The sequence below is a fragment of the Rhodoplanes tepidamans genome, from assembly GCF_030813915.1.
Classification (GTDB): Bacteria; Pseudomonadota; Alphaproteobacteria; order Rhizobiales; family Xanthobacteraceae; genus Rhodoplanes; species Rhodoplanes tepidamans.
The window spans coordinates 164,687-181,434 of sequence record NZ_JAUSUJ010000005.1; the positions used below are offsets into that span (position 1 = coordinate 164,687).

Annotated in this window: 19 protein-coding genes; 6 read left to right on the plus strand and 13 right to left on the minus strand. The window is 70.8% G+C overall.

Annotated features, from left to right (window positions below):
* Nucleotides 1-49 precede the first annotated feature (49 nt).
* Both J2S22_RS08200 and J2S22_RS08205 read right to left on the minus strand, forming a co-directional pair.
* Nucleotides 50-838 (minus strand): ABC transporter permease, encoded by a 789-nt coding sequence (locus J2S22_RS08200; protein WP_272776542.1) that lies wholly within the window; start codon nt 836-838, stop codon nt 50-52.
* A gap of 211 nt (nt 839-1,049) precedes the next feature.
* Nucleotides 1,050-1,883, minus strand: coding sequence for an ABC transporter ATP-binding protein (locus J2S22_RS08205; RefSeq protein ID WP_272776541.1), 834 nt, complete (start codon nt 1,881-1,883; stop codon nt 1,050-1,052).
* 236 nt (nt 1,884-2,119) lie between these two features.
* On the opposite strand from J2S22_RS08205, the gene J2S22_RS08210 reads away from it, so the two are divergent.
* Both J2S22_RS08210 and J2S22_RS08215 read left to right on the plus strand, forming a co-directional pair.
* Complete coding sequence (locus J2S22_RS08210; protein ID WP_272776540.1) at nt 2,120-3,055, plus strand: MBL fold metallo-hydrolase; 936 nt, start codon at nt 2,120-2,122, stop codon at nt 3,053-3,055.
* 102 nt (nt 3,056-3,157) lie between these two features.
* Nucleotides 3,158-3,793 (plus strand): sigma-70 family RNA polymerase sigma factor, encoded by a 636-nt coding sequence (locus tag J2S22_RS08215; protein WP_272776539.1) that lies wholly within the window; start codon nt 3,158-3,160, stop codon nt 3,791-3,793.
* A gap of 12 nt (nt 3,794-3,805) precedes the next feature.
* Here the strand turns inward: J2S22_RS08215 and J2S22_RS08220 are convergent, their stop codons facing one another.
* The 4 genes from J2S22_RS08220 to J2S22_RS08235 form a co-directional block, all read right to left on the minus strand.
* Nucleotides 3,806-4,372 carry a carboxymuconolactone decarboxylase family protein gene (locus tag J2S22_RS08220; RefSeq protein ID WP_272776538.1) on the minus strand — a complete coding sequence of 189 codons (567 nt, stop codon included), beginning with the start codon at nt 4,370-4,372 and terminating at the stop codon, nt 3,806-3,808.
* Entirely contained in the window at nt 4,369-4,617 is a 249-nt protein-coding gene (locus J2S22_RS08225) for a carboxymuconolactone decarboxylase family protein (RefSeq protein ID WP_272776537.1), read from the minus strand. The genes J2S22_RS08220 and J2S22_RS08225 overlap by 4 nt, the downstream gene beginning before the upstream one ends.
* Nucleotides 4,618-4,749: 132 nt before the next feature.
* Nucleotides 4,750-4,995 carry a hypothetical protein gene (locus J2S22_RS08230; protein WP_272776536.1) on the minus strand — a complete coding sequence of 82 codons (246 nt, stop codon included), beginning with the start codon at nt 4,993-4,995 and terminating at the stop codon, nt 4,750-4,752.
* Nucleotides 4,996-5,023: 28 nt separating this feature from the next.
* Nucleotides 5,024-5,353 carry a thioredoxin family protein gene (locus tag J2S22_RS08235; RefSeq protein WP_272776535.1) on the minus strand — a complete coding sequence of 110 codons (330 nt, stop codon included), beginning with the start codon at nt 5,351-5,353 and terminating at the stop codon, nt 5,024-5,026.
* A gap of 191 nt (nt 5,354-5,544) precedes the next feature.
* On the opposite strand from J2S22_RS08235, the gene J2S22_RS08240 reads away from it, so the two are divergent.
* The 4 genes from J2S22_RS08240 to J2S22_RS08255 all read left to right on the plus strand — a co-directional run bounded on the left by J2S22_RS08240 (nt 5,545) and on the right by J2S22_RS08255 (nt 10,120).
* Nucleotides 5,545-6,612: a C4-dicarboxylate TRAP transporter substrate-binding protein gene (locus tag J2S22_RS08240; protein WP_272776534.1), complete on the plus strand. Its 1,068-nt coding sequence runs from the start codon at nt 5,545-5,547 to the stop codon at nt 6,610-6,612.
* Between the two features lie 62 nt (nt 6,613-6,674).
* Nucleotides 6,675-7,178, plus strand: a complete 504-nt coding sequence (locus J2S22_RS08245) for a TRAP transporter small permease subunit (protein WP_272776533.1) — start codon at nt 6,675-6,677, stop codon at nt 7,176-7,178.
* A 33-nt stretch (nt 7,179-7,211) separates the two neighbouring features.
* Nucleotides 7,212-8,564 (plus strand): TRAP transporter large permease, encoded by a 1,353-nt coding sequence (locus J2S22_RS08250; protein ID WP_272776532.1) that lies wholly within the window; start codon nt 7,212-7,214, stop codon nt 8,562-8,564.
* 101 nt (nt 8,565-8,665) lie between these two features.
* Nucleotides 8,666-10,120 carry a UbiD family decarboxylase gene (locus J2S22_RS08255; RefSeq protein WP_272776531.1) on the plus strand — a complete coding sequence of 485 codons (1,455 nt, stop codon included), beginning with the start codon at nt 8,666-8,668 and terminating at the stop codon, nt 10,118-10,120.
* A gap of 130 nt (nt 10,121-10,250) precedes the next feature.
* Here J2S22_RS08255 and J2S22_RS08260 read toward each other — a convergent pair whose 3' ends face one another.
* The 7 genes from J2S22_RS08260 to J2S22_RS08290 form a co-directional block, all read right to left on the minus strand.
* Nucleotides 10,251-10,508, minus strand: a complete 258-nt coding sequence (locus tag J2S22_RS08260) for a hypothetical protein (protein ID WP_272776530.1) — start codon at nt 10,506-10,508, stop codon at nt 10,251-10,253.
* 266 nt (nt 10,509-10,774) lie between these two features.
* On the minus strand, nt 10,775-12,202 hold the full coding sequence (locus J2S22_RS08265) for a UdgX family uracil-DNA binding protein (RefSeq protein ID WP_272776529.1): 1,428 nt from the start codon (nt 12,200-12,202) through the stop codon (nt 10,775-10,777).
* Between the two features lie 3 nt (nt 12,203-12,205).
* Nucleotides 12,206-13,456, minus strand: a complete 1,251-nt coding sequence (locus tag J2S22_RS08270) for a putative DNA modification/repair radical SAM protein (RefSeq protein ID WP_272776528.1) — start codon at nt 13,454-13,456, stop codon at nt 12,206-12,208.
* A 101-nt stretch (nt 13,457-13,557) separates the two neighbouring features.
* A complete protein-coding gene (locus J2S22_RS08275; protein ID WP_272776527.1) occupies nt 13,558-14,565 on the minus strand; it encodes a Bug family tripartite tricarboxylate transporter substrate binding protein in 1,008 nt (335 codons plus the stop codon).
* 148 nt (nt 14,566-14,713) lie between these two features.
* Nucleotides 14,714-15,535, minus strand: coding sequence for an enoyl-ACP reductase FabI (gene fabI / locus J2S22_RS08280; RefSeq protein ID WP_370878189.1), 822 nt, complete (start codon nt 15,533-15,535; stop codon nt 14,714-14,716).
* 94 nt (nt 15,536-15,629) lie between these two features.
* A complete protein-coding gene (locus tag J2S22_RS08285) occupies nt 15,630-15,842 on the minus strand; it encodes a hypothetical protein (protein WP_272776525.1) in 213 nt (70 codons plus the stop codon).
* Nucleotides 15,843-15,850: 8 nt separating this feature from the next.
* Nucleotides 15,851-16,711 (minus strand): 3-hydroxyacyl-CoA dehydrogenase family protein, encoded by an 861-nt coding sequence (locus tag J2S22_RS08290; RefSeq protein ID WP_272776524.1) that lies wholly within the window; start codon nt 16,709-16,711, stop codon nt 15,851-15,853.
* Between the last annotated feature and the right edge of the window lie 37 nt (nt 16,712-16,748).

Below are 16,748 nucleotides of genomic sequence, written 5' to 3' on the forward strand. Positions count from 1 at the left end.
AAGACGTCTGGAGGGGGCGGGTGACGGCCCTCCGGCGGAAGGCCGCGCCTCACCCCCGCGCGTCGTGCGCCACCGGGCGCCAGACCAGCAGGCGACGCTCGACGACGCTGACCAGCACGTCGATGACGATGACGAAGGCGGCCAGGACGGTCATGCCGGCAAACACGCCGGCGACGTCGAACACGCCCTCGGCCTGCTGGATCAGGTAGCCGAGGCCGGCGGCCGAGCCGAGATACTCGCCGACCACCGCGCCGACCACAGCGAAGCCGACCGAGGTGTGCAGCGACGAGAACATCCACGACAGCGCCGACGGCCAGTAGACGTGCCGCATCAGCTGGCGCTCGCTCATCCCCAGCATCCGGGCGTTGGCCAGCACCGTGGGACTGACCTCCTTGACGCCCTGATAGACGTTGAAGAACACCACGAAGAACACCAGCGTGATGCCGAGCGCCACCTTCGACCAGATGCCGAGCCCGAGCCACAGCGCGAAGATCGGCGCCAGAACGACGCGCGGCAGCGCGTTGATCATCTTGACGTAGGGATCGAAGACCGCCGCGATCAGCGGCTTGCGGGCGAACCAGAAGCCGACCAGCGCACCGCCGAGCGAGCCGATCACGAAGGCGAGCACCGATTCGGTCAGCGTGATCCACAGATGGATCCAGATCGAGCCGTCGGCGAACCACTTGACGATGCGGGCGCCGACGTCGGCCGGCCGCGAGAAGAAGAACGGCGGAAGCAGCACGGTGCCGAAGATCGGCACGCTGGTCAGCAGCTGCCACAGGCCGATGACCACCACGGCGACGAGAATCTGGAGCGCGAGGAGCGTCAGGCGGGACATTGGCAGCCTCCAGACGAAGCATCGACCAGGCGACGCGTCACCTCTCCCCAGCGGGGAGAGGTCGACGCGCGGAGCGCGTCGGGTGAGGGGGTGCCGAGGCCTCCATCGGCTCCGAAAACCCTCACCCCGGTCGCGAGCTGCGCTCGCGCCCGACCCTTTCCCTGACGGAGAGGGTTCGGCGTGCGCAGCGGCTCCCCGTGCGAGACCATGCTCATCCCAGTCCCCCCGTCTGCGCGTAGCCCTTCATCACCTCGTCGCGCAACACCGCCCAGATCTCGCGGTGCAGGTCGTGGAAGGCCTTGTCGAGCTTGATCTCGGCAACCTCGCGGGGCCGCGCCAGCGGGATCGTCCAGTCACCGATGATCCGGGCGGCGGGACCGGCCGACATGATCACGACGCGGTCGGCGAGCGCGATCGCCTCCTCGAGGTCGTGGGTGACGAACATCACGCCCTTGCGGTCGGCGCTCCACAGCTCGAGCAGCAGGTTGCCCATGATCTGCCGGGTCTGCGCGTCGAGCGGCCCGAACGGCTCGTCCATCAGCAGGATCTTCGGGTGGCGGATCAGCACCTGGGCGAGGCCGATGCGCTTGCGCTGGCCGCCCGAGAGCATGTGCGGATAGCGGTCGCCGAAGGTGCCGAGCCCGACCCGCGACAGCCAGCGCGCCGCCTCGGCGCGCGCCTCGGCCTTCGGCGTGCCGGCGACCTCGAGCCCGATGGCGACGTTCTCCAGCGAGGTCTTCCACGGGAACAGCGCGTCGGCCTGGAAGAGATAGCCGGCGGTGCGGTTGAGGCCGGCGAGCGGCTGCCCGAAAATCTCCACCGTGCCGGCGGCCGGCGTCAGCAGGCCCGCGGCGGCGTTGAGCAGGGTCGACTTGCCGCAGCCGGTCGGCCCGACGATGGCGACGAACTCGCCGTCGGCGACCGAAAGCGAGGCGTCGCGCACCGCCGTGAAGGTCGAGCGGTCGGCGAGCCGGAACGCGATGGTGAGGTCGTCGAGATGCACGGCGCGCGGCGCCGCGGACTCCCGGGCTGCGGCCTGCTGCACGTGCCCCCCTTCCCTGATGGCCCATCATGTCCCGCGGCGGTCGGCCTGCCGCCGCGGTGATCGAAAAGGCGCAATAGCGTGCGCCGGCGCAAACGTCCATACGCCGTGAGGCGAACCGGACCGAGACGCCGGCGACGGCTTGGCGGCGGCCGCCGGTCGTGGCTTACTTCCCGGACGCGGCGTCGCACTCCTGCTGCGCCGGACGCGCGAGAGACGCGGGAGATCGGACGGAGGCCATGACCGGCGGGTCGAGCACCGGGATGCTGGTTCGCTTCTGGGGCGTGCGCGGCAGCGTCACCTGTCCAGGGCCCGCGACCGTGCGCTACGGCGGCAACACCGCCTGCGTCGAGGTCCGCTGCGGCCACCGGCTGGTCATCTTCGACGCCGGCTCCGGGCTGCGGGGCCTCGGCCTCGCCCTGGCGGCGGGCGGCGAGACCGCGGCCCCGGCGCCCGGCCGGCCGCTGCCGGTCGACGCCGACATCTTCTTCAGCCACTGCCACCTCGACCATGTCTGGGGCCTGCCGTTCTTCCAGCCGGCCTACGAGCCGGGCACCCGGCTGCGCCTGTGGGCCGGCCATCTCCTGCCCGAGACGACGCTCGCGGCGGCGATCCGCCAGCTCGTCGCCCACCCGCTGTTCCCCGGCGGCGGCGACCTCTTCCGGGCCGACATCGCGTTCGAGGACTTCCGTTGCGGCGAGACGCTGACCCCGCATCCCGGCATGGTGCTGCGGACCGGACCGCTGCAGCATCCCGGCGGCGGCACCGGCTATCGGCTGGAGTATGGCGGCGCTTCGCTCGCCTACGTGACCGACACCGAGCACCGGGCCGGGCAGCTCGATCCCGCCGTCCTGGCGCTCGCCGCCGACGTCGACCTGTTCGTCTACGACTGCACCTACACGGAGGCCGAGTACGCGGCCAATGCCGGCCGCGGCCACTCGACCTGGCAGCACGGGGTGCGACTCGCCTCCGCCGCCGGCGCGCGGCGGCTGGCGATCTTCCACCACGACCCGAGCCACGACGACCCCACCCTCGACCGCATCGCCCGCGAGGCCGAAGCGATGCGTCCGGGCACCCTGGTCGCGACCGAAGGCCTGACCCTGCGGCTTCCCGCCGCCCCGCCGGCGCGTGCCCCCGAGGTCCACAGCGACGACGGCACGCCCTGGCTGGTGTGACGCCCCGGCGGTTCCGGCGGCGGTCCGCCTTGTGTGATCCACTTCACATTGCAGGGCCGCGGCAGGGCCTATGGATCCGGCACACAGTTCGTGGAGGTGCCGATGTCCACCGTTCTTGCCCTGCCGCGCGTGAGCGACACCCAACGCCCCCCGGCGACCGGCGCCAAGGCTCCGGGTGCGAAGCCTCCGACCGACGCCGGCCTGATGGCCCGCATGGCGGCCGGCGACCGCGCCGCCCTCCAGGCCTTCTACACCCGGCACCATGTCCGGGTGTTCCGCTTCGTCCTGCGCATCCTGGGCGACCGCACCCAGGCCGAGGACGTGATCAGCGACGTGTTCATCGACGCCTGGCGGCAGGCCGGCCAGTTCGAGGGCCGCTCCGCCGTCTCGACCTGGCTGCTCGCGATCGCCCGCCACAAGGCCTACGCGGTGCTGCGCCGCCGGCCGACCGAGTCGATCGACGACGAGAAGGCGGCCCAGATCGAGGACGGCTGCGACACGCCGGACGTGACGCTGGAGAAGCAGAACCGGGCCGCCATCCTGCGCCGCTGCCTGGAGGCGCTGCCGTCGGCGCATCGCGAGATCGTCGATCTCGTCTACTACCACGAGCGCTCGGTGGCCGAGGTCGCCGCGGTGTTCGGCATCCCGGAGAACACGGTGAAGACGCGGCTGTTCTACGCCCGCAAGAAGCTCGCCGGCATGCTCGCGGCCGCCGGCGTGGATCGCGACTGGCTGTGAGGTCCGGCCGCCTCAGCCCGAGGCGGCCCCGGACGACGCCGCCCCGCCGCGCGGCGCCGCCGCGCCGAGCGACCGCATGAACATCTGCATGCCGTAGTGGAAGGCGACGAAGGCGCCGAGCTCCATCACCTGCGCCTCGGTGTAGTGGCTCTTCAGCTCGTCGTAGAAGGCCGCGTCGATCTTGCTGGGGTCGAGGAACATCTGGTCGGCGTAGCGCAGCGCGCACTTCTCGGCCGGCGTGAACAGATCGGACTCCTCGTAATCGCCGCAGCCCGCCTCGATGCGGGCTTCGTCCAGTCCCATCGCCTTCGCCTTCTCGGAACGCAGCGCCGCGAAGTAGCGGTCTCCGGCGAAGCGCGCCAGCAGGATGCGGACGACCTCCTTGAGCCGATGATCGACATTGCCCTCCGCATGGCTGTGGATCAGGGCCCGCATCACCGGCACGGCGTGGTCGGGCGAGCGGGCGAGGAGGCGCGGAAACAGATCGTCGGGCACCCCGAGCGCCTCGCCCTCGGCGACGAGCCGGGCGAGCTCCGGATCCGTGATCGCCGCGCGCGGCAGCGGTGCGATGCGGGTCATTCGGCGGCCTCCTCGTCGGACGCGAGCGAGCCGGGCGCCGCGCCGTAGATCCGCTCCGACTCCTCCTGCGAGACGAGCCGGCCGTCGGGCGCGAACATCGGGTAGAACTTCAACGACCCGAAGAAGGTGTGGTAGCCGAGATTGAAGCCGACGAAGGCCCCGAGCTCGACGATATCGTCGTCGTCGTAGTGTCGCCGGAGCTCGGCGAACATCGCGTCGTCGACGGCCTCCGGATCGGTCGCCATCAGCTCGCTGTAGCGCAGCGCCGCCTTCTCGGCCGCGGAGAACCGCGCACTGCTCGCGTAGGCGTCGATGCCCTCGTCGAGCAGCTCCTCGGTCAGTCCCTGTCGCTTCGCCGAAGCAGACCGGACGTTCCCTCAATAGCTGCAGGAGGCCATGCGGGAGAGCTGGACCCGGATCACCTCCTTGAGGGGGTGCGGGATCCGCCCCTTGTTGAACAGCGAGTCCCACGCCACGAACATCGCCTCGGCGAGATCGATGTTGTGACCCATCACGGCGTGGAAGCCGGGATCGGGAGCGCGGTGCACCAGGCACTTCTCGATATAGGGCCGGAGCTTGGTCCGGCGGAGCACCTCGATGTCGAGCAGGGTGACATGGGCCATTCGACCTCCTTCTCCGCCGTCGGCGGCTTCAGGCGTGCGTTTCCACCAGCTTCTTGAGCACCTGTCGGCGGTCCACCCCGGTGCGGGTGGCGACGAGGGTGCCATCCTTGAAGAACATCAGGGTCGGCGCGGCGTGCACCCCGAGACGCTCGGCGAGCGCCGGATTCTCCTCGATCTGCACGGTGCCGATCCGCACCCCGGAGGGGATCTCCGTCGCCAGCTGCTGCAGAAGGCGGCCGAGCTGGCGACACGGGGCGCAGCCTTCGCTCCAGAAATCGACGAGGGTGAGGCCGGACCGGCCGAGCACCTCGACCTCGAAGGTCCGCTCCGTGAAGACCGCGAAGCCCGTTTCGTTCATCGAGATGCCCTCCGGGACCCGACACAGTGTCGCATCCGTAGCCTGCGGCACGCAACCCGGTTCGCCTTCGTACGGCGGACCTCCGCCGCGACGGGAACGTGGTGTTGACAGCGGCGCCGGTAAAATCTCAAGCTGGGCATACAAAGCAGAACAACGTCCGCGCAATGGCGGGCGATCGGGAGGAGACAGACATGCATCGTACCGTCACGGCCGCGCTCGCGGCCGGTCTCGCCGTGCTGGCCGCGACGCCGGCCGCGTCCCAGGAGACGTTCCGGCTGCGCATCGCCTCGGGCCATCCGCCGGTGCAGACCTACGTCAACCTGATCAGCACCTTCTTCGTCCCCGAGGTGACCAAGCGGGTCGCCGAGCGGACCAAGCACAAGGTGCAGTTCGTCGAGGGCTACGGCGGCTCGATGGTGAAGGTGGCCGACACGCTCGAGGGCGTGCAGTCCGGCATCATCGACATCGGCGGCTACTGCTTCTGCTTCGAGCCCTCCAACCTGCCCCTGCACGCCTTCCAGGTGATGCTGCCGTTCGGCACCATGAGCCCGGTGGCGAGCGTCAAGCTCGCCCGGGAGGTCTACGACCAGGTGCCCTACCTGTCGAAGGTCCTCGAGGACAAGTACAAGCAGAAGCTGCTCGGCCTGATCGCCGACAACGGCTACAACCTCGGCACTACGTTCCCGTGGAAGACGGTCGCCGACATCAAGGGCCAGAAGATCGCCGGTGCCGGCCTGAACCTGAAGTGGCTGGAATACGCCGGCGCGACGCCGGTGCAGTCGTCGCTGCCGGAGGCCTACACGGCGATGCAGACCGGCGTCTACAACGGCTGGATCATGTTCCCGTCGGCATGGCTGCAGTTCAAGCTCTACGAGATCGGCAAGCACTATGCCGAGACCGGCTTCGGCGCCATCACCTGGCACGGCCTCACCATCAACACGGCGAGCTTCGCGAAGCTGCCCAAGGAGGTCCAGGACATCCTGGTCGAGGTCGGCCGCGAGTACGAGGCGAGGACCGGCACCGTCAACGAGGAGAACTATCCCAAGCAGCTCGAGGAGCTGCGCAAGGTCGGCGTCGACGTCCGCAAGGTTCCGGACGCGGTGCGCGAGGAGTGGGCGCGGTCGCTCGCCGAATGGCCGAAGCAGAAGGCCAAGGAGCTCGACGCCCAGGGCCTGCCGGCCACTCAGGTGCTGGAGCTGACGCTCGCCGCAGCCGAGAAGCACGGCCACAAGTGGCCGGTGCGCTACGTCGTGAAGTGAGCCGGGGCGGCGGCGGAGCGCATCCGCCGCCGCCCGCCTTCCAGCGCCCGGAGACGCCACCCGTGTTCGACCGCTTGACCACGCCCGTGGTCCATCTGCTGCTCGCCCTCGCCGCGCTGATCATCTTCGCGCTCGGCTTCCTGGTGGTCGCCGACGTGGTCGGCCGCGGCGTGTTCAACAGCCCGGTGAAGGGGACGCCGGAGCTGGTCTCGATGTCGATCGTCATCGTCTGCTTCCTGCTCGCCGCGCACGCCGTACAGAGCGGCGGCATGCTCAAGGCGGACGTGCTGGTCGGCGCCTTCGGGGCGCGCGGCCAGGCATTCTCCGAGCTCGTCTCCGGCGTGCTCGGCGTGCTGTTCTTCGGCCTGATCGTGTGGGGCGGCTTCGGGCCGGCCCTCAACGCCTTCGTGGTCGGGGAGTACGAGGGCGAAGGTGCGCTGCGCGTCCCCGCCTGGCCGGCCCGCTTCGTCGTGGTGATCGGCTCCGCGCTCGTCGTCCTCATCTATCTCGCCAAGCTCGTACGGGCATTCCGCGCGCTGCTGAGCAAGACCCCGACCACCCCCTGAGACGTCCGTCGTCCATCCCCGAGGATTTCGAGCGTGTTCGGCCACAGCGAGATGCTGATCGTCATCCTCGTGGTGCTGGCGCTGGTGTTCGCCGGCGTCCACATCGCCGTCGCACTCGGCATCACGGCGGCCTTCGGCATCTGGCTGATGCTGGGCGACGTCGACGTGGTCCGCACCTTCGTGGCCAACACGGCTTACGAGGCGCTGCGCGACTACGTCTTCGCCGTCATCCCGCTGTTCATGCTGATGGGCGACCTGCTGGCGAAATGCGGCGCGGCGCGCGACATCTACGCGCTCGGCCACCGCTTCAGCAAATGGCTGCCGGCCCAGCTCGCCGCCGCCACCATCGTGTCGAACGCGCTGTTCGGCTTCGTCACCGGAGTGAGCATCGCGGCGGCCGCCGCCTTCTCGCGCATCGCCTATCCGGAGATGAAGCGCTACGGCTACCGCCGCGACTTCGCGCTCGGCTGCGTCGCCGGCAGCGCCTGCCTCGGCATGCTGATCCCGCCCTCGGTGCTGATGATCGTCTGGGCGGTGCTGACCGAGGTGTCGATCGGCAAGCTGTTCCTGGCCGGCGTGATCCCCGGCTTCCTGGCCGCCGGCGGCATGATCCTCTACGTGGTGATCGCCGCGAAGCTGAATCCGGCCCTCGTCGGCGGGCCGTCGAAGGTGATGCCGCGTGCCGCCGGCGTCACCATAGGCGACCAGCCGACCGGCCTCCCCAGCGACGAGCCGCTCGGCCCGCTCCTGCGCAGCACCGGGCTCGTCGTCGCGCTGGTGATCGGGGTGCTGGCCGCCATCTGGCTCGGCCTGTGCACGCCGACCGAAGGGGCCGGGCTCGGCGCCGTCGGGGCACTGGTGCTGGCGATGATCAAGGGCATCCGGCCGCGCGAGATCCGCGACGTGGTGCTCGACGTCGGCCGCACCTCCGGGCCGCTGCTGCTCCTCCTGTTCTGCGCCCAGCTCTACTCGCGCGTGCTGTCGATGACCGGCTTCACCGAGGTGGCGAAGTCGTTCCTGCTCGCCACCGGGCTCGGCGCCTGGGGCATCCTGGTCGTCATGGTCGGCATCTGGCTGGTGCTCGGCTGCCTGATCGATTCGATCTCGATCATCCTGCTCACGGTGCCGATCTTCGCGCCGATCGCCGCGCATCTCGGCTTCGATCCGCTCGCCTTCGCCATCATCGGCATCCTCGCCATCGAGACCGGCCTGCTGACGCCGCCATTCGGCATCCTGGTGTTCACCGTGAAGGCCGCCGTGCCCGACAGGTCGGTCGAGCTCGCCGAGATTTTCCGGGGCGCCATCCCCTACTGGTTCGTACTGCTCGCCGTGGTCATCGCGATCGCGCTGGTCCCGCAGCTCGCGACCTGGCTGCCGAGCCTGTGACGGAGGTCCCGACGGACTTTGTATGACATCTGCCGGACGCGGCCCCGCGCTGCCCCGGCTTTGGGCGCGGCCTGCGCACGCTTTGGCCTTGCGGGCGCGCAGTGGCGGCGACATGCTGTTCGTCCCGCCTCGAACCTCCCCGCCGAAGGAGCCGCCCCCTGGCCCACCCCGATCTCGACCAGCAAGGCCTGCGCGGATTCCTGCGCATGGTCGACGCGCGCTTTCCCGGCGAGTTGCTGCGCATCCGCACCCCGGTGCGGACCCGCCTCGACATCACGTCGGCCGTGTTCGAGCTGGAGAAGGCCGGCCGCGACCCGGTCGTCGTCTTCGAACAGGTCGAAGGCCACGCCATGCCGGTGGTCACCAACACGACCGGCAACCGCCGCCTGCTCGCCGCCTGCCTCGACGTCGACGCCGCGGACCTGCCGACCGCCTTCCGCGAGCGCTGCCAGCGCTACGTCCCGTGCGAGGTGGTCGACCGGGCGCCCTGGCAGGAGGTGACGCTGGAGGGCGACGCCGTCGACCTGACGGCGCTGCCGATCCCGATTCACTTCTCGGTCGACGCGGCGCCCTATGTCACGGCCGGTCAGATCGTCGCCCGCGATCCGGTGACCGGCGTCGACACCACCGGGTTCCACCGGCTGATGCTGAAGGGCCGCAACCGGCTCGGCGTGTCGCTGCACTCGCGCCGGCGCATGTGGGAGTTCCACCGCCGCGCCGAGGAGCGGGGCGAGCCGCTGCGGGTCGCGGTCACGCTCGGCGTCCATCCGCTCCACTACATGGGATCGATGGTCTACGCCTATCCGCCGGGCGTGCGGAAGTTCGAGATCATCGGCGGGCTGTTCGACGCACCCTACCGCCTCGCCCGCTGCGGCAACGGGCTCGAGGTGCCGGCCGGGGCCGAGATCGTGCTGGAGGGCGAGATCCTTCCGGGCGTGCACGAGCCGGAAGGCCCGTTCAGCGAGTTCACGGGCTACGCCTCGTATCGCAGCACCCAGAACGTGCTGGAGGTGCGCCGCGTGCACATGCGCCGCGACGCCATGTTCCACTCGGTCGCCTCGGGCATGGCCAAGGACCACATCCTGGTGTCGTGCATCACCCGCGAGGGCGAGATCCTCAACACGCTCCGTCGCAACCTGCCGAACGTGCTGGCCGTTCACGTGCCGCACACCACCTGCGGCGCCTTCATGGCCTTCGTGAAGATGAGGAAGACCGCCCAGGGCGAGCCGCAGCAGGCCATCATGGCGGCGCTCGGCACCGAGTTCTACACCAAGTACGTGATCGTCGTGGACGAGGACGTCGACATCTTCGACATGAACGACGTGATGTGGGCGGTGGCGACGCGGGTGCGGGCCGAGCAGGACATCGTGATGGTGCCGGGCTGCAAGGGCGCGATCCTCGACCCGACCTCGGACCCCGACACCTTCACGCTGACCAAGATGGGCATCGACGCCACCCGTCCGCTGGGCCGCGACTTCGCCGAGCGCCTCGTCATCTCGGACGAGCAGCGGGCGCGGGTGCGGGGGATCCTGGCCGAGGCCGGCGTGGCGATGTGAAGCCGTGCTGATCGCCGCGCCGTGACGGATCGCGGCTCCAGGGGTCCCTCCCCCCTTATGGGGAGGGACAGGGAGGGGCAGCGCCGTGCGCGGCGTGTCGACCGGACGGGCGCCGCCGACTCGAAAACGGTCAGCGTGCCGCGAGGCTGCGCAGGGTGCCGCGCCGGTCGGCGGCGAGCGCGGTGGCGGCGCGCTGGGCGGCGGCCGGGCTGGCGAAGCGCCGCTGGTCGAGCGGATAGAAGTCCGGCGCCGCGGCGATGAAGGTGTAGTCGTTGCCGCTGTCGCGAATCACGATCCCGACCGTCGTGTCGTCGACCTCCACGGCGAAGGCGTGATGCGTCGTGTCGCTGCGCGATCGTGCGGAGGGTTCGCTCTGGACGAGGCTCATCGTCGGTTCCTTGTCGTATCGGAGCCCACGAAGACGCTTCGTGGCGCTTTAGCGCTTGGTGACGCGGCGCAAGCTGCTCCATCAAATCCCGCGGCCGACCGTGCACATATCGTGCCTGTTTGTCGGCCAGACGACGATGACCCGAAGGCAGGCCCGAGACAAGCGGACGAATATTCTTGTTTTTGATTGTGTCGGAGGCGGAAATTTCAAGGTCGATCTTGACATCGATCAGGATCCCCAAATGACGGAAAAGCTTGTGATTCGATTTACGCCGCAGCGGCCCGCGCCGCCGCCTTCACGGCCTGCAGGTCGGCCACGAAGGCACGATACTCGTCCGCCTGCCGGGCTGCCTCGGGCAGGCGCAGCAGGAACGACGGGTGCACGGTGACGAAGCCGGCACGGGCGCCGAATCGAGCCGGTCCCCGCTCGCGCAGCACCGAGACGGCTCGTCCGGCGAGCGCACCCGCCGCGGTGCCGCCGAGCGCCACCACGAGGCGGGGCGACAGCGCCGCGAGCTCGCGGTCGAGCCACCAGCGGCAGGCCCTCACCTCGCCCGGATCCGGCTTTCCGTGGATGCGGCGCCGGCCCCGCGGCTCGTACTTGAAGTGCTTGACGGCGTTGGTGAGATAGACGCCGCCGCGGTCGATCCCGGCCTCCGCCAGCGCGCGGTCGAACAGCTGGCCGGCCGGGCCGACGAAGGGCCGGCCGGAGAGGTCCTCCTGATCGCCCGGCTGCTCGTCGACGAACACGATCGCGGCGTCGCGCGGCCCTTCGCCGCACACGGCCTGGGTCGCCGGGCCGTGCAGCGGGCACCGCCGGCACGCCGCGACCTCGCCCCGCAGGGCCTCCAGCGGAGTCGCGGGCCCATCGGGACCGGGGCTCGCCCGGGCGGCGATCTTGTCGGCGAAGCCGGGCGGCACGTCCGGGGCACGGGCCTTCATCGCCGCGACTCGCCGGCCCGCGGTCGCGACCATGGCCGGAATCTCCCGCGTCTCCGGCATGTTGGCCCAGAAGTTCCGGGGCATCTCGCGGCGCATGGCGGCGAGCCGCAGGCGGGCCGGGTCGAAGGTCGTCCGATAGTAGGTGGTCCACAGCGCATCGAGCACCGGGTCGTCCGCGTCGGCAGGCCTGGCGGCCGGCGGCCCGAACGCCAGCCGTCCCTCCGACCAGGCCGCCGTGCCGGCCGGGGTGGCGATCAGCCAGTCCATGGCGGCGAAGCGATCGACGAAGAACGGCGCCGCCTGCTTCAGCACCCGGTGCTGCGGCTCGTACCAGGCGACGTGGACGGGGCGGCCGTCCACCTCGCGCGGCCGGAAGCGCAGGAAGGCGTGCATCTTGTGGATGTCGCGCCGCACCGCGCGGGCATAGTCCGACAGGCGTGCCACCACCGGATCGGCCGGATTGGCGACCACGTCGCGGGCTCCCGAGACGATCCGCCACAGCAGATCGTAGAGGAGATCGAAGCGATCGGCGGCGGAATGGCCGATCGCGTCGGCCAGGAGCGCCTGATAGGCGCGCGGCGCCGAAACGGCGGGCGCCGTTGCGTCCGTGTCGGGCAGCGGCGGGAACAGCGACGGCGCCGACTCCTCCGCGAAGGCGACATCGGCTGGCGCGAGCCGCAGGGCAAGGCAGCGCCGCGCCGCGGCCCGGAAGGCCGCCTCGTCCGCATCGCCCGGGAGCCGCACCGCGTACATGGTTCAGAACAGCGAGAGCTGCACGGGCGCCGGCGCGAGCCTGCGGCGCAGATGGGCGTCGTCGAGCATGGCGGTCGGCCGCCAGTCGGCCGTGACGACGAAGGGCCGGGTCCGCTTCAGGCCGCCGGACAGCCGCGCCAGGTCGACGAGCCGCAGCGCGCCGCTGCGCCGCCGCGCCGCCAGGACGCGGTCGACGGCCCGCGGGCCGAGCCCCGGCACCCGCAGCAGCATCTCGCGCGGGGCCGTGTTGACGTCGACCGGGAAGCGGTCGCGATGCGCCAGCGCCCAGGCGAGCTTCGGGTCGATCGCCGTGTCCAGCATGCCGGACGGCGCGGCGGCGGCGAGATCCGGCAGCGCGAACCCGTAGAAGCGCATCAGCCAGTCGGCCTGATAGAGCCGGTGCTCGCGCAACAGCGGGGTCGCCGCCTGCGGCAGCCCGGCGGAGGGATGGCCGGTCGGGCTGAACGCCGCGTAGTAGACGCGCCTGAGCCCGTAGGACGCATAGAGCGAAGTCGAGGCCGAGAGGACGGCCAGATCGTCCGCCCCGTCGGCGCCGACGATCATCTGGGTCGACTGCCCGGCCGGGGCGAAGCGCGGCGGCGGCGCCCGGCCGATGGTGCCGGACCCGCGCCGGCGGGCGTCGGCGGCGCCGTCGATCAGGCTGCGGGTCGTCGCCAGCCCCTTGCGGATCGAGGTCGCGTCCTTCTCGGGCGCGTAGGTCGCGAGCGACCGCTCGCTCGGCAGCTCGACGTTCAAGGACAGCCGATCGGCCCAGCGGCCGGCCTCGGCGACCAGCGCCTCGGCGGCGCCCGGGATGGTCTTGAGATGGATATAGCCGCGAAAGCCGTGCACGGTGCGCAGCGTCTTCGCCACCCGCACCAGCTCGGCCATGGTGTCGTCCTCGGACAGTGCGATGCCGGACGAGAGGAACAGGCCCTCGATGCAGTTGCGGCGGTAGAGATCGAGGGTGAGGCGCACCACCTCGTCGACCGAGAACTTCGCCCGCGCGACATTGCTGGACCGCCGGCTGACGCAGTAGGCGCAGTCGTAGCGGCAGAAATTGGTGAGCAGGATCTTCAGCAGCGACACGCAGCGGCCGTCCGGCGTGTGGGCGTGACAGATGCCGGCTCCGGTGGTCGAGCCGAGCCCGCCGCGCCGCGAATCCCGCTTCGGCCCGCCCGACGACGCGCAGGAGGCGTCGTACTTGGCGGCGTCGGCGAGGATCTCGAGCTTCTGCACCAGGTCGAGCGGCATGGCGGCACTTCATGTTCTCTTTTTGTTCTTTATAGGGCGCGCCACCGCAGGCCGCAAGAGACGGGCGCGGCCCGCCGTCGGCGGAGCCGCGCCCGCTGTGCTCAGAACGCCGGCTTGATACCGGCCGCCTTGACGAGCGACACCGCCGCCTCGGCGTCCTGGCGGAAGAACCGGTCGAACTCGTCGACGGTCATCGCCATCGGCTCGACTCCGAGGGTGGCCAGCCGCTCCTTCACGGCGGGCACCTGCAGGGCCGCGGCGGTCTCGCGGTGCAGCCGGTCGACGATCGCGCGCTGCGTGCCGGCCGGCACGAACAGGCCGGAGTAGAACGGATAGACCGCCTCCGCCGGCAGCCCCGCCTCGACCAGGGTCGGCACGTCGGGCAGCACGGCCGAGCGCGCCTCGGCGCCGACCGCCAGGGCGACGAGCTGCCTGTCCCGGATCTGCGGCAGCGAGGTGGTGAAGAGCTGCACCGAGAAGTCGGAGCGGCCGGCGATCACGTCGGTGACGGCCTCGGCGGCGCCCTTGAACGGGATGTGCTGGGCCTTGAAGCCGCCGGCGACGCGCAGCCGCTCAGCCCCGAAATGCGAGGCCGAGCCGACCCCGGCGCTGGAGAAGTTCAGCCCCTCGGGCCTGGTCCGGCCGGCCGCGACCAGGTCCTGCAGCGTCTTGTACTTCGCCGGGCTGGCGACGATCACCAGCGGCTGCCGGCCGAACGGGATCACGGCCGCGAAGTCCTTGAAGGTGTCGTAGGGCAGCTTGGGATAGAGCGCGTGCGCGGTGCCGAGCGCCCCGAAGGCGAGGATCGTGTGGCCGTCTGCCGGCGCCTTGGCGACCGCATTGGCGCCGATGGTGCCGCCGGCGCCGGGGCGGTTCTCCACCACCACGGTCTGGCCGAGCTGGCGGCCGACCTGCTCCATCACGACCCGGGCCATGATGTCGCTGGCGCTGCCCGCGCCGGGCGGCACGATCACGGTGAGGGTGCGGGTCGGCCAGTCGGCGGACTGGGCGGCCGCATCTCGCGGCGCGGCGGAGCCGAGCGCGAGGGCGGCGACGATGGCGGCGAACAGAACGGGTGCGCCCGGACGGGCGCGGCGCGGCGTGTCCATGTGTCCTCCCCAGGACGATCGTTTGTCGGCGCGGCGTTCTCGCCGCGCTTCGGCACACCAGCCTAGCGTGACGGCAGCGCGATGCGCCACCGTCCGCACGGCCTCGGGGGAGGCGCGCTCGCGCGCGGGACCCGGTCGATCCGGGCCGTCACGCCATGTTGTGCAGGCCGGCGTCGACGTAGATGGTGTCGCCCGTCATGCCGGACGCGCTGCCGCCGACCAGGAACGCCACGGTGCGCCCGACCTCGGCGATGTCGACCAGCCGGCCCGCCGGGCTGCGGGCGACGGCGTCGGCGACCAGCTCGTCGAAGGCCGCGATGCCGCTCGCCGCGCGGGTCTTCAGCGGACCCGGCGACACCGCGTAGACGCGGACCCCGGCGTCGCCGAGCTCCGCCGCGAGATAGCGGGTGGTCGCCTGCAGGGCCGCCTTCACGGGCCCCATGATGTTGTAGTTGCTGACGACCTTGTCGGCCCCGTAGTAGCTCATCGTCAGCAGCACGCCGCCGGGCCGCATCAGCGGCTCGGCGAGGCGCGCCATCTCGATGAACGAGAAGCACGACACCCGCATCGCCTGCTCGAAGCCGGCCAGCGAGCAGTCGATCACCCGGCCGTGCAGGTCTTCGCGCGGCGCGTAGGCGATCGAGTGGATGACGAAGTCGAGGTGGCCCCATTCGGCGCGGATGCGGTCGAACACCGCCTGCATCTCGCCCGGCCGCTCGACGTCGAGCGGCAGCAGCAGGCTCGCCTGAATCGTCTCGGCGAGCGGCCGGACGTACTTCTCGGCCTTCTCGTTGAGATAGGTCAGCGCCAGCTCGGCCCCGAAGGCGCGCAGCTTCGCCGCGCAGCCATAGGCGATGCTGTGCTCGTTGGCGACGCCGACGACGAGCCCGCGCTTGCCCTTCAACATGTCGCCGATCCGAGTGTCCGGGTCCCACACCTTGGGAAGCGGGTCGATCGGCCTGGCTGCCATCGTCATGTCGGGTCCTTCAGTGGCATGGGTGGATGCGCCTGCCGTCCGGTCACGACCGCCGAAGCGGCGCGACGGGCGCGCGGCCTTCCGCGCGTCAGGACTCCAGACGGCTCACGCTCCACGGCGCGTCGAAAACCGTGATCATGGCCGCCGTGACGAACGGGTTGGCGAGCATCATGGCGGCCGACACGTTGCATCCTACCATCATGACCAGCAGCGGAAACGGCACGAGGTCGCATGGCCGGAAACCGATGGCTGCCCTGCGGAACGCGGGACGCTCGCGGCCGTCCACCGGGACGGGTGTCATCTCCGCTCCTACCTGGTCGCGTAGTCGAAGAAGCCGCGGCCGGACTTGCGCCCGAGCCAGCCGGTCTCGACGTATTTCCGCAGCAGCGGACAGGGCCGGTACTTCGAATCGCCGTAGCGGTCGTGCAGGATCTCCATGATCGACAGCACCGTATCGAGACCGATCAGGTCGGCGAGCGCCAGCGGGCCCATCGGATGGGCGAAGCCGAGCTTGGCGACCGCGTCGATGTCGGCGGCGGTCGCGACCCCCTCCATGAGCGCGAACACCGCCTCGTTGATCATCGGGATCATGATGCGGTTGCCGCAGAAGCCCGGATAGTCCTCGATCCTGACGGCCCGCTTGCCCATGCGCTCGATCAGGGCCTGGGTCGCGCGCAAGGTCTCGTTCGCGGTCGCCAGCCCGACGACCACCTCGACCAGCGGCATCACCGGCGCCGGGTTGAAGAAATGCATGCCGATGACGCTGCCCGGCCGCCGCGTCGTCGCGGCGATCTGCGAGATCGGCAGCGACGACGTGTTGGTCGCCAGGATGGCGTGCGGCGGCGCCGCCGCGTCGAGGCGGGTGAAGATCGCCCGCTTGACCTCGAGCGTCTCGGGCGCCGCCTCGATGACGAGGTCGGCCTCTCCGGCCGCGGCCTCGAGATCGGGCGCGGCCCGCACACGCGCGCGCGCGGCCTGCCGGCCGGCGGCGTCCATCCGGCCCTTCTCGACGAGCTTCGCCAGGCCCGCGTCGATGCGCTGGAGGCCGCTGTCGACGCGCTCCGGCGCGACGTCGTTGAGCGCGACGTCGAGGCCGGCGCACGCCGCCACCTGGGCGATGCCGGCCCCCATCTGGCCGGCGCCGATGATCAGAAGGCTCTCGATCGACATGACGTCCTCGTCTCGTTCGTGTCGTGATGATTCGGCG

Coding starts and splice junctions, on each gene's coding strand:
- J2S22_RS08265 (WP_272776529.1), bottom strand. CDS start 12,202: ATGTACGCGGTGCGGCTCCCGGGCGATGCGGACGAGGCGGCCTTCCGG.
- J2S22_RS08220 (WP_272776538.1), bottom strand. CDS start 4,372: ATGACCCGCATCGCACCGCTGCCGCGCGCGGCGATCACGGATCCGGAG.
- J2S22_RS08260 (WP_272776530.1), bottom strand. CDS start 10,508: ATGAGCCTCGTCCAGAGCGAACCCTCCGCACGATCGCGCAGCGACACG.
- J2S22_RS08230 (WP_272776536.1), bottom strand. CDS start 4,995: ATGGCCCATGTCACCCTGCTCGACATCGAGGTGCTCCGCCGGACCAAG.
- J2S22_RS08235 (WP_272776535.1), bottom strand. CDS start 5,353: ATGAACGAAACGGGCTTCGCGGTCTTCACGGAGCGGACCTTCGAGGTC.
- J2S22_RS08210 (WP_272776540.1), top strand. CDS start 2,120: ATGACCGGCGGGTCGAGCACCGGGATGCTGGTTCGCTTCTGGGGCGTG.
- J2S22_RS08290 (WP_272776524.1), bottom strand. CDS start 16,711: ATGTCGATCGAGAGCCTTCTGATCATCGGCGCCGGCCAGATGGGGGCC.
- fabI (WP_370878189.1), bottom strand. CDS start 15,535: ATGGCAGCCAGGCCGATCGACCCGCTTCCCAAGGTGTGGGACCCGGAC.
- J2S22_RS08225 (WP_272776537.1), bottom strand. CDS start 4,617: ATGGCGACCGATCCGGAGGCCGTCGACGACGCGATGTTCGCCGAGCTC.
- J2S22_RS08240 (WP_272776534.1), top strand. CDS start 5,545: ATGCATCGTACCGTCACGGCCGCGCTCGCGGCCGGTCTCGCCGTGCTG.
- J2S22_RS08215 (WP_272776539.1), top strand. CDS start 3,158: ATGTCCACCGTTCTTGCCCTGCCGCGCGTGAGCGACACCCAACGCCCC.
- J2S22_RS08270 (WP_272776528.1), bottom strand. CDS start 13,456: ATGCCGCTCGACCTGGTGCAGAAGCTCGAGATCCTCGCCGACGCCGCC.
- J2S22_RS08200 (WP_272776542.1), bottom strand. CDS start 838: ATGTCCCGCCTGACGCTCCTCGCGCTCCAGATTCTCGTCGCCGTGGTG.
- J2S22_RS08285 (WP_272776525.1), bottom strand. CDS start 15,842: ATGACACCCGTCCCGGTGGACGGCCGCGAGCGTCCCGCGTTCCGCAGG.
- J2S22_RS08275 (WP_272776527.1), bottom strand. CDS start 14,565: ATGGACACGCCGCGCCGCGCCCGTCCGGGCGCACCCGTTCTGTTCGCC.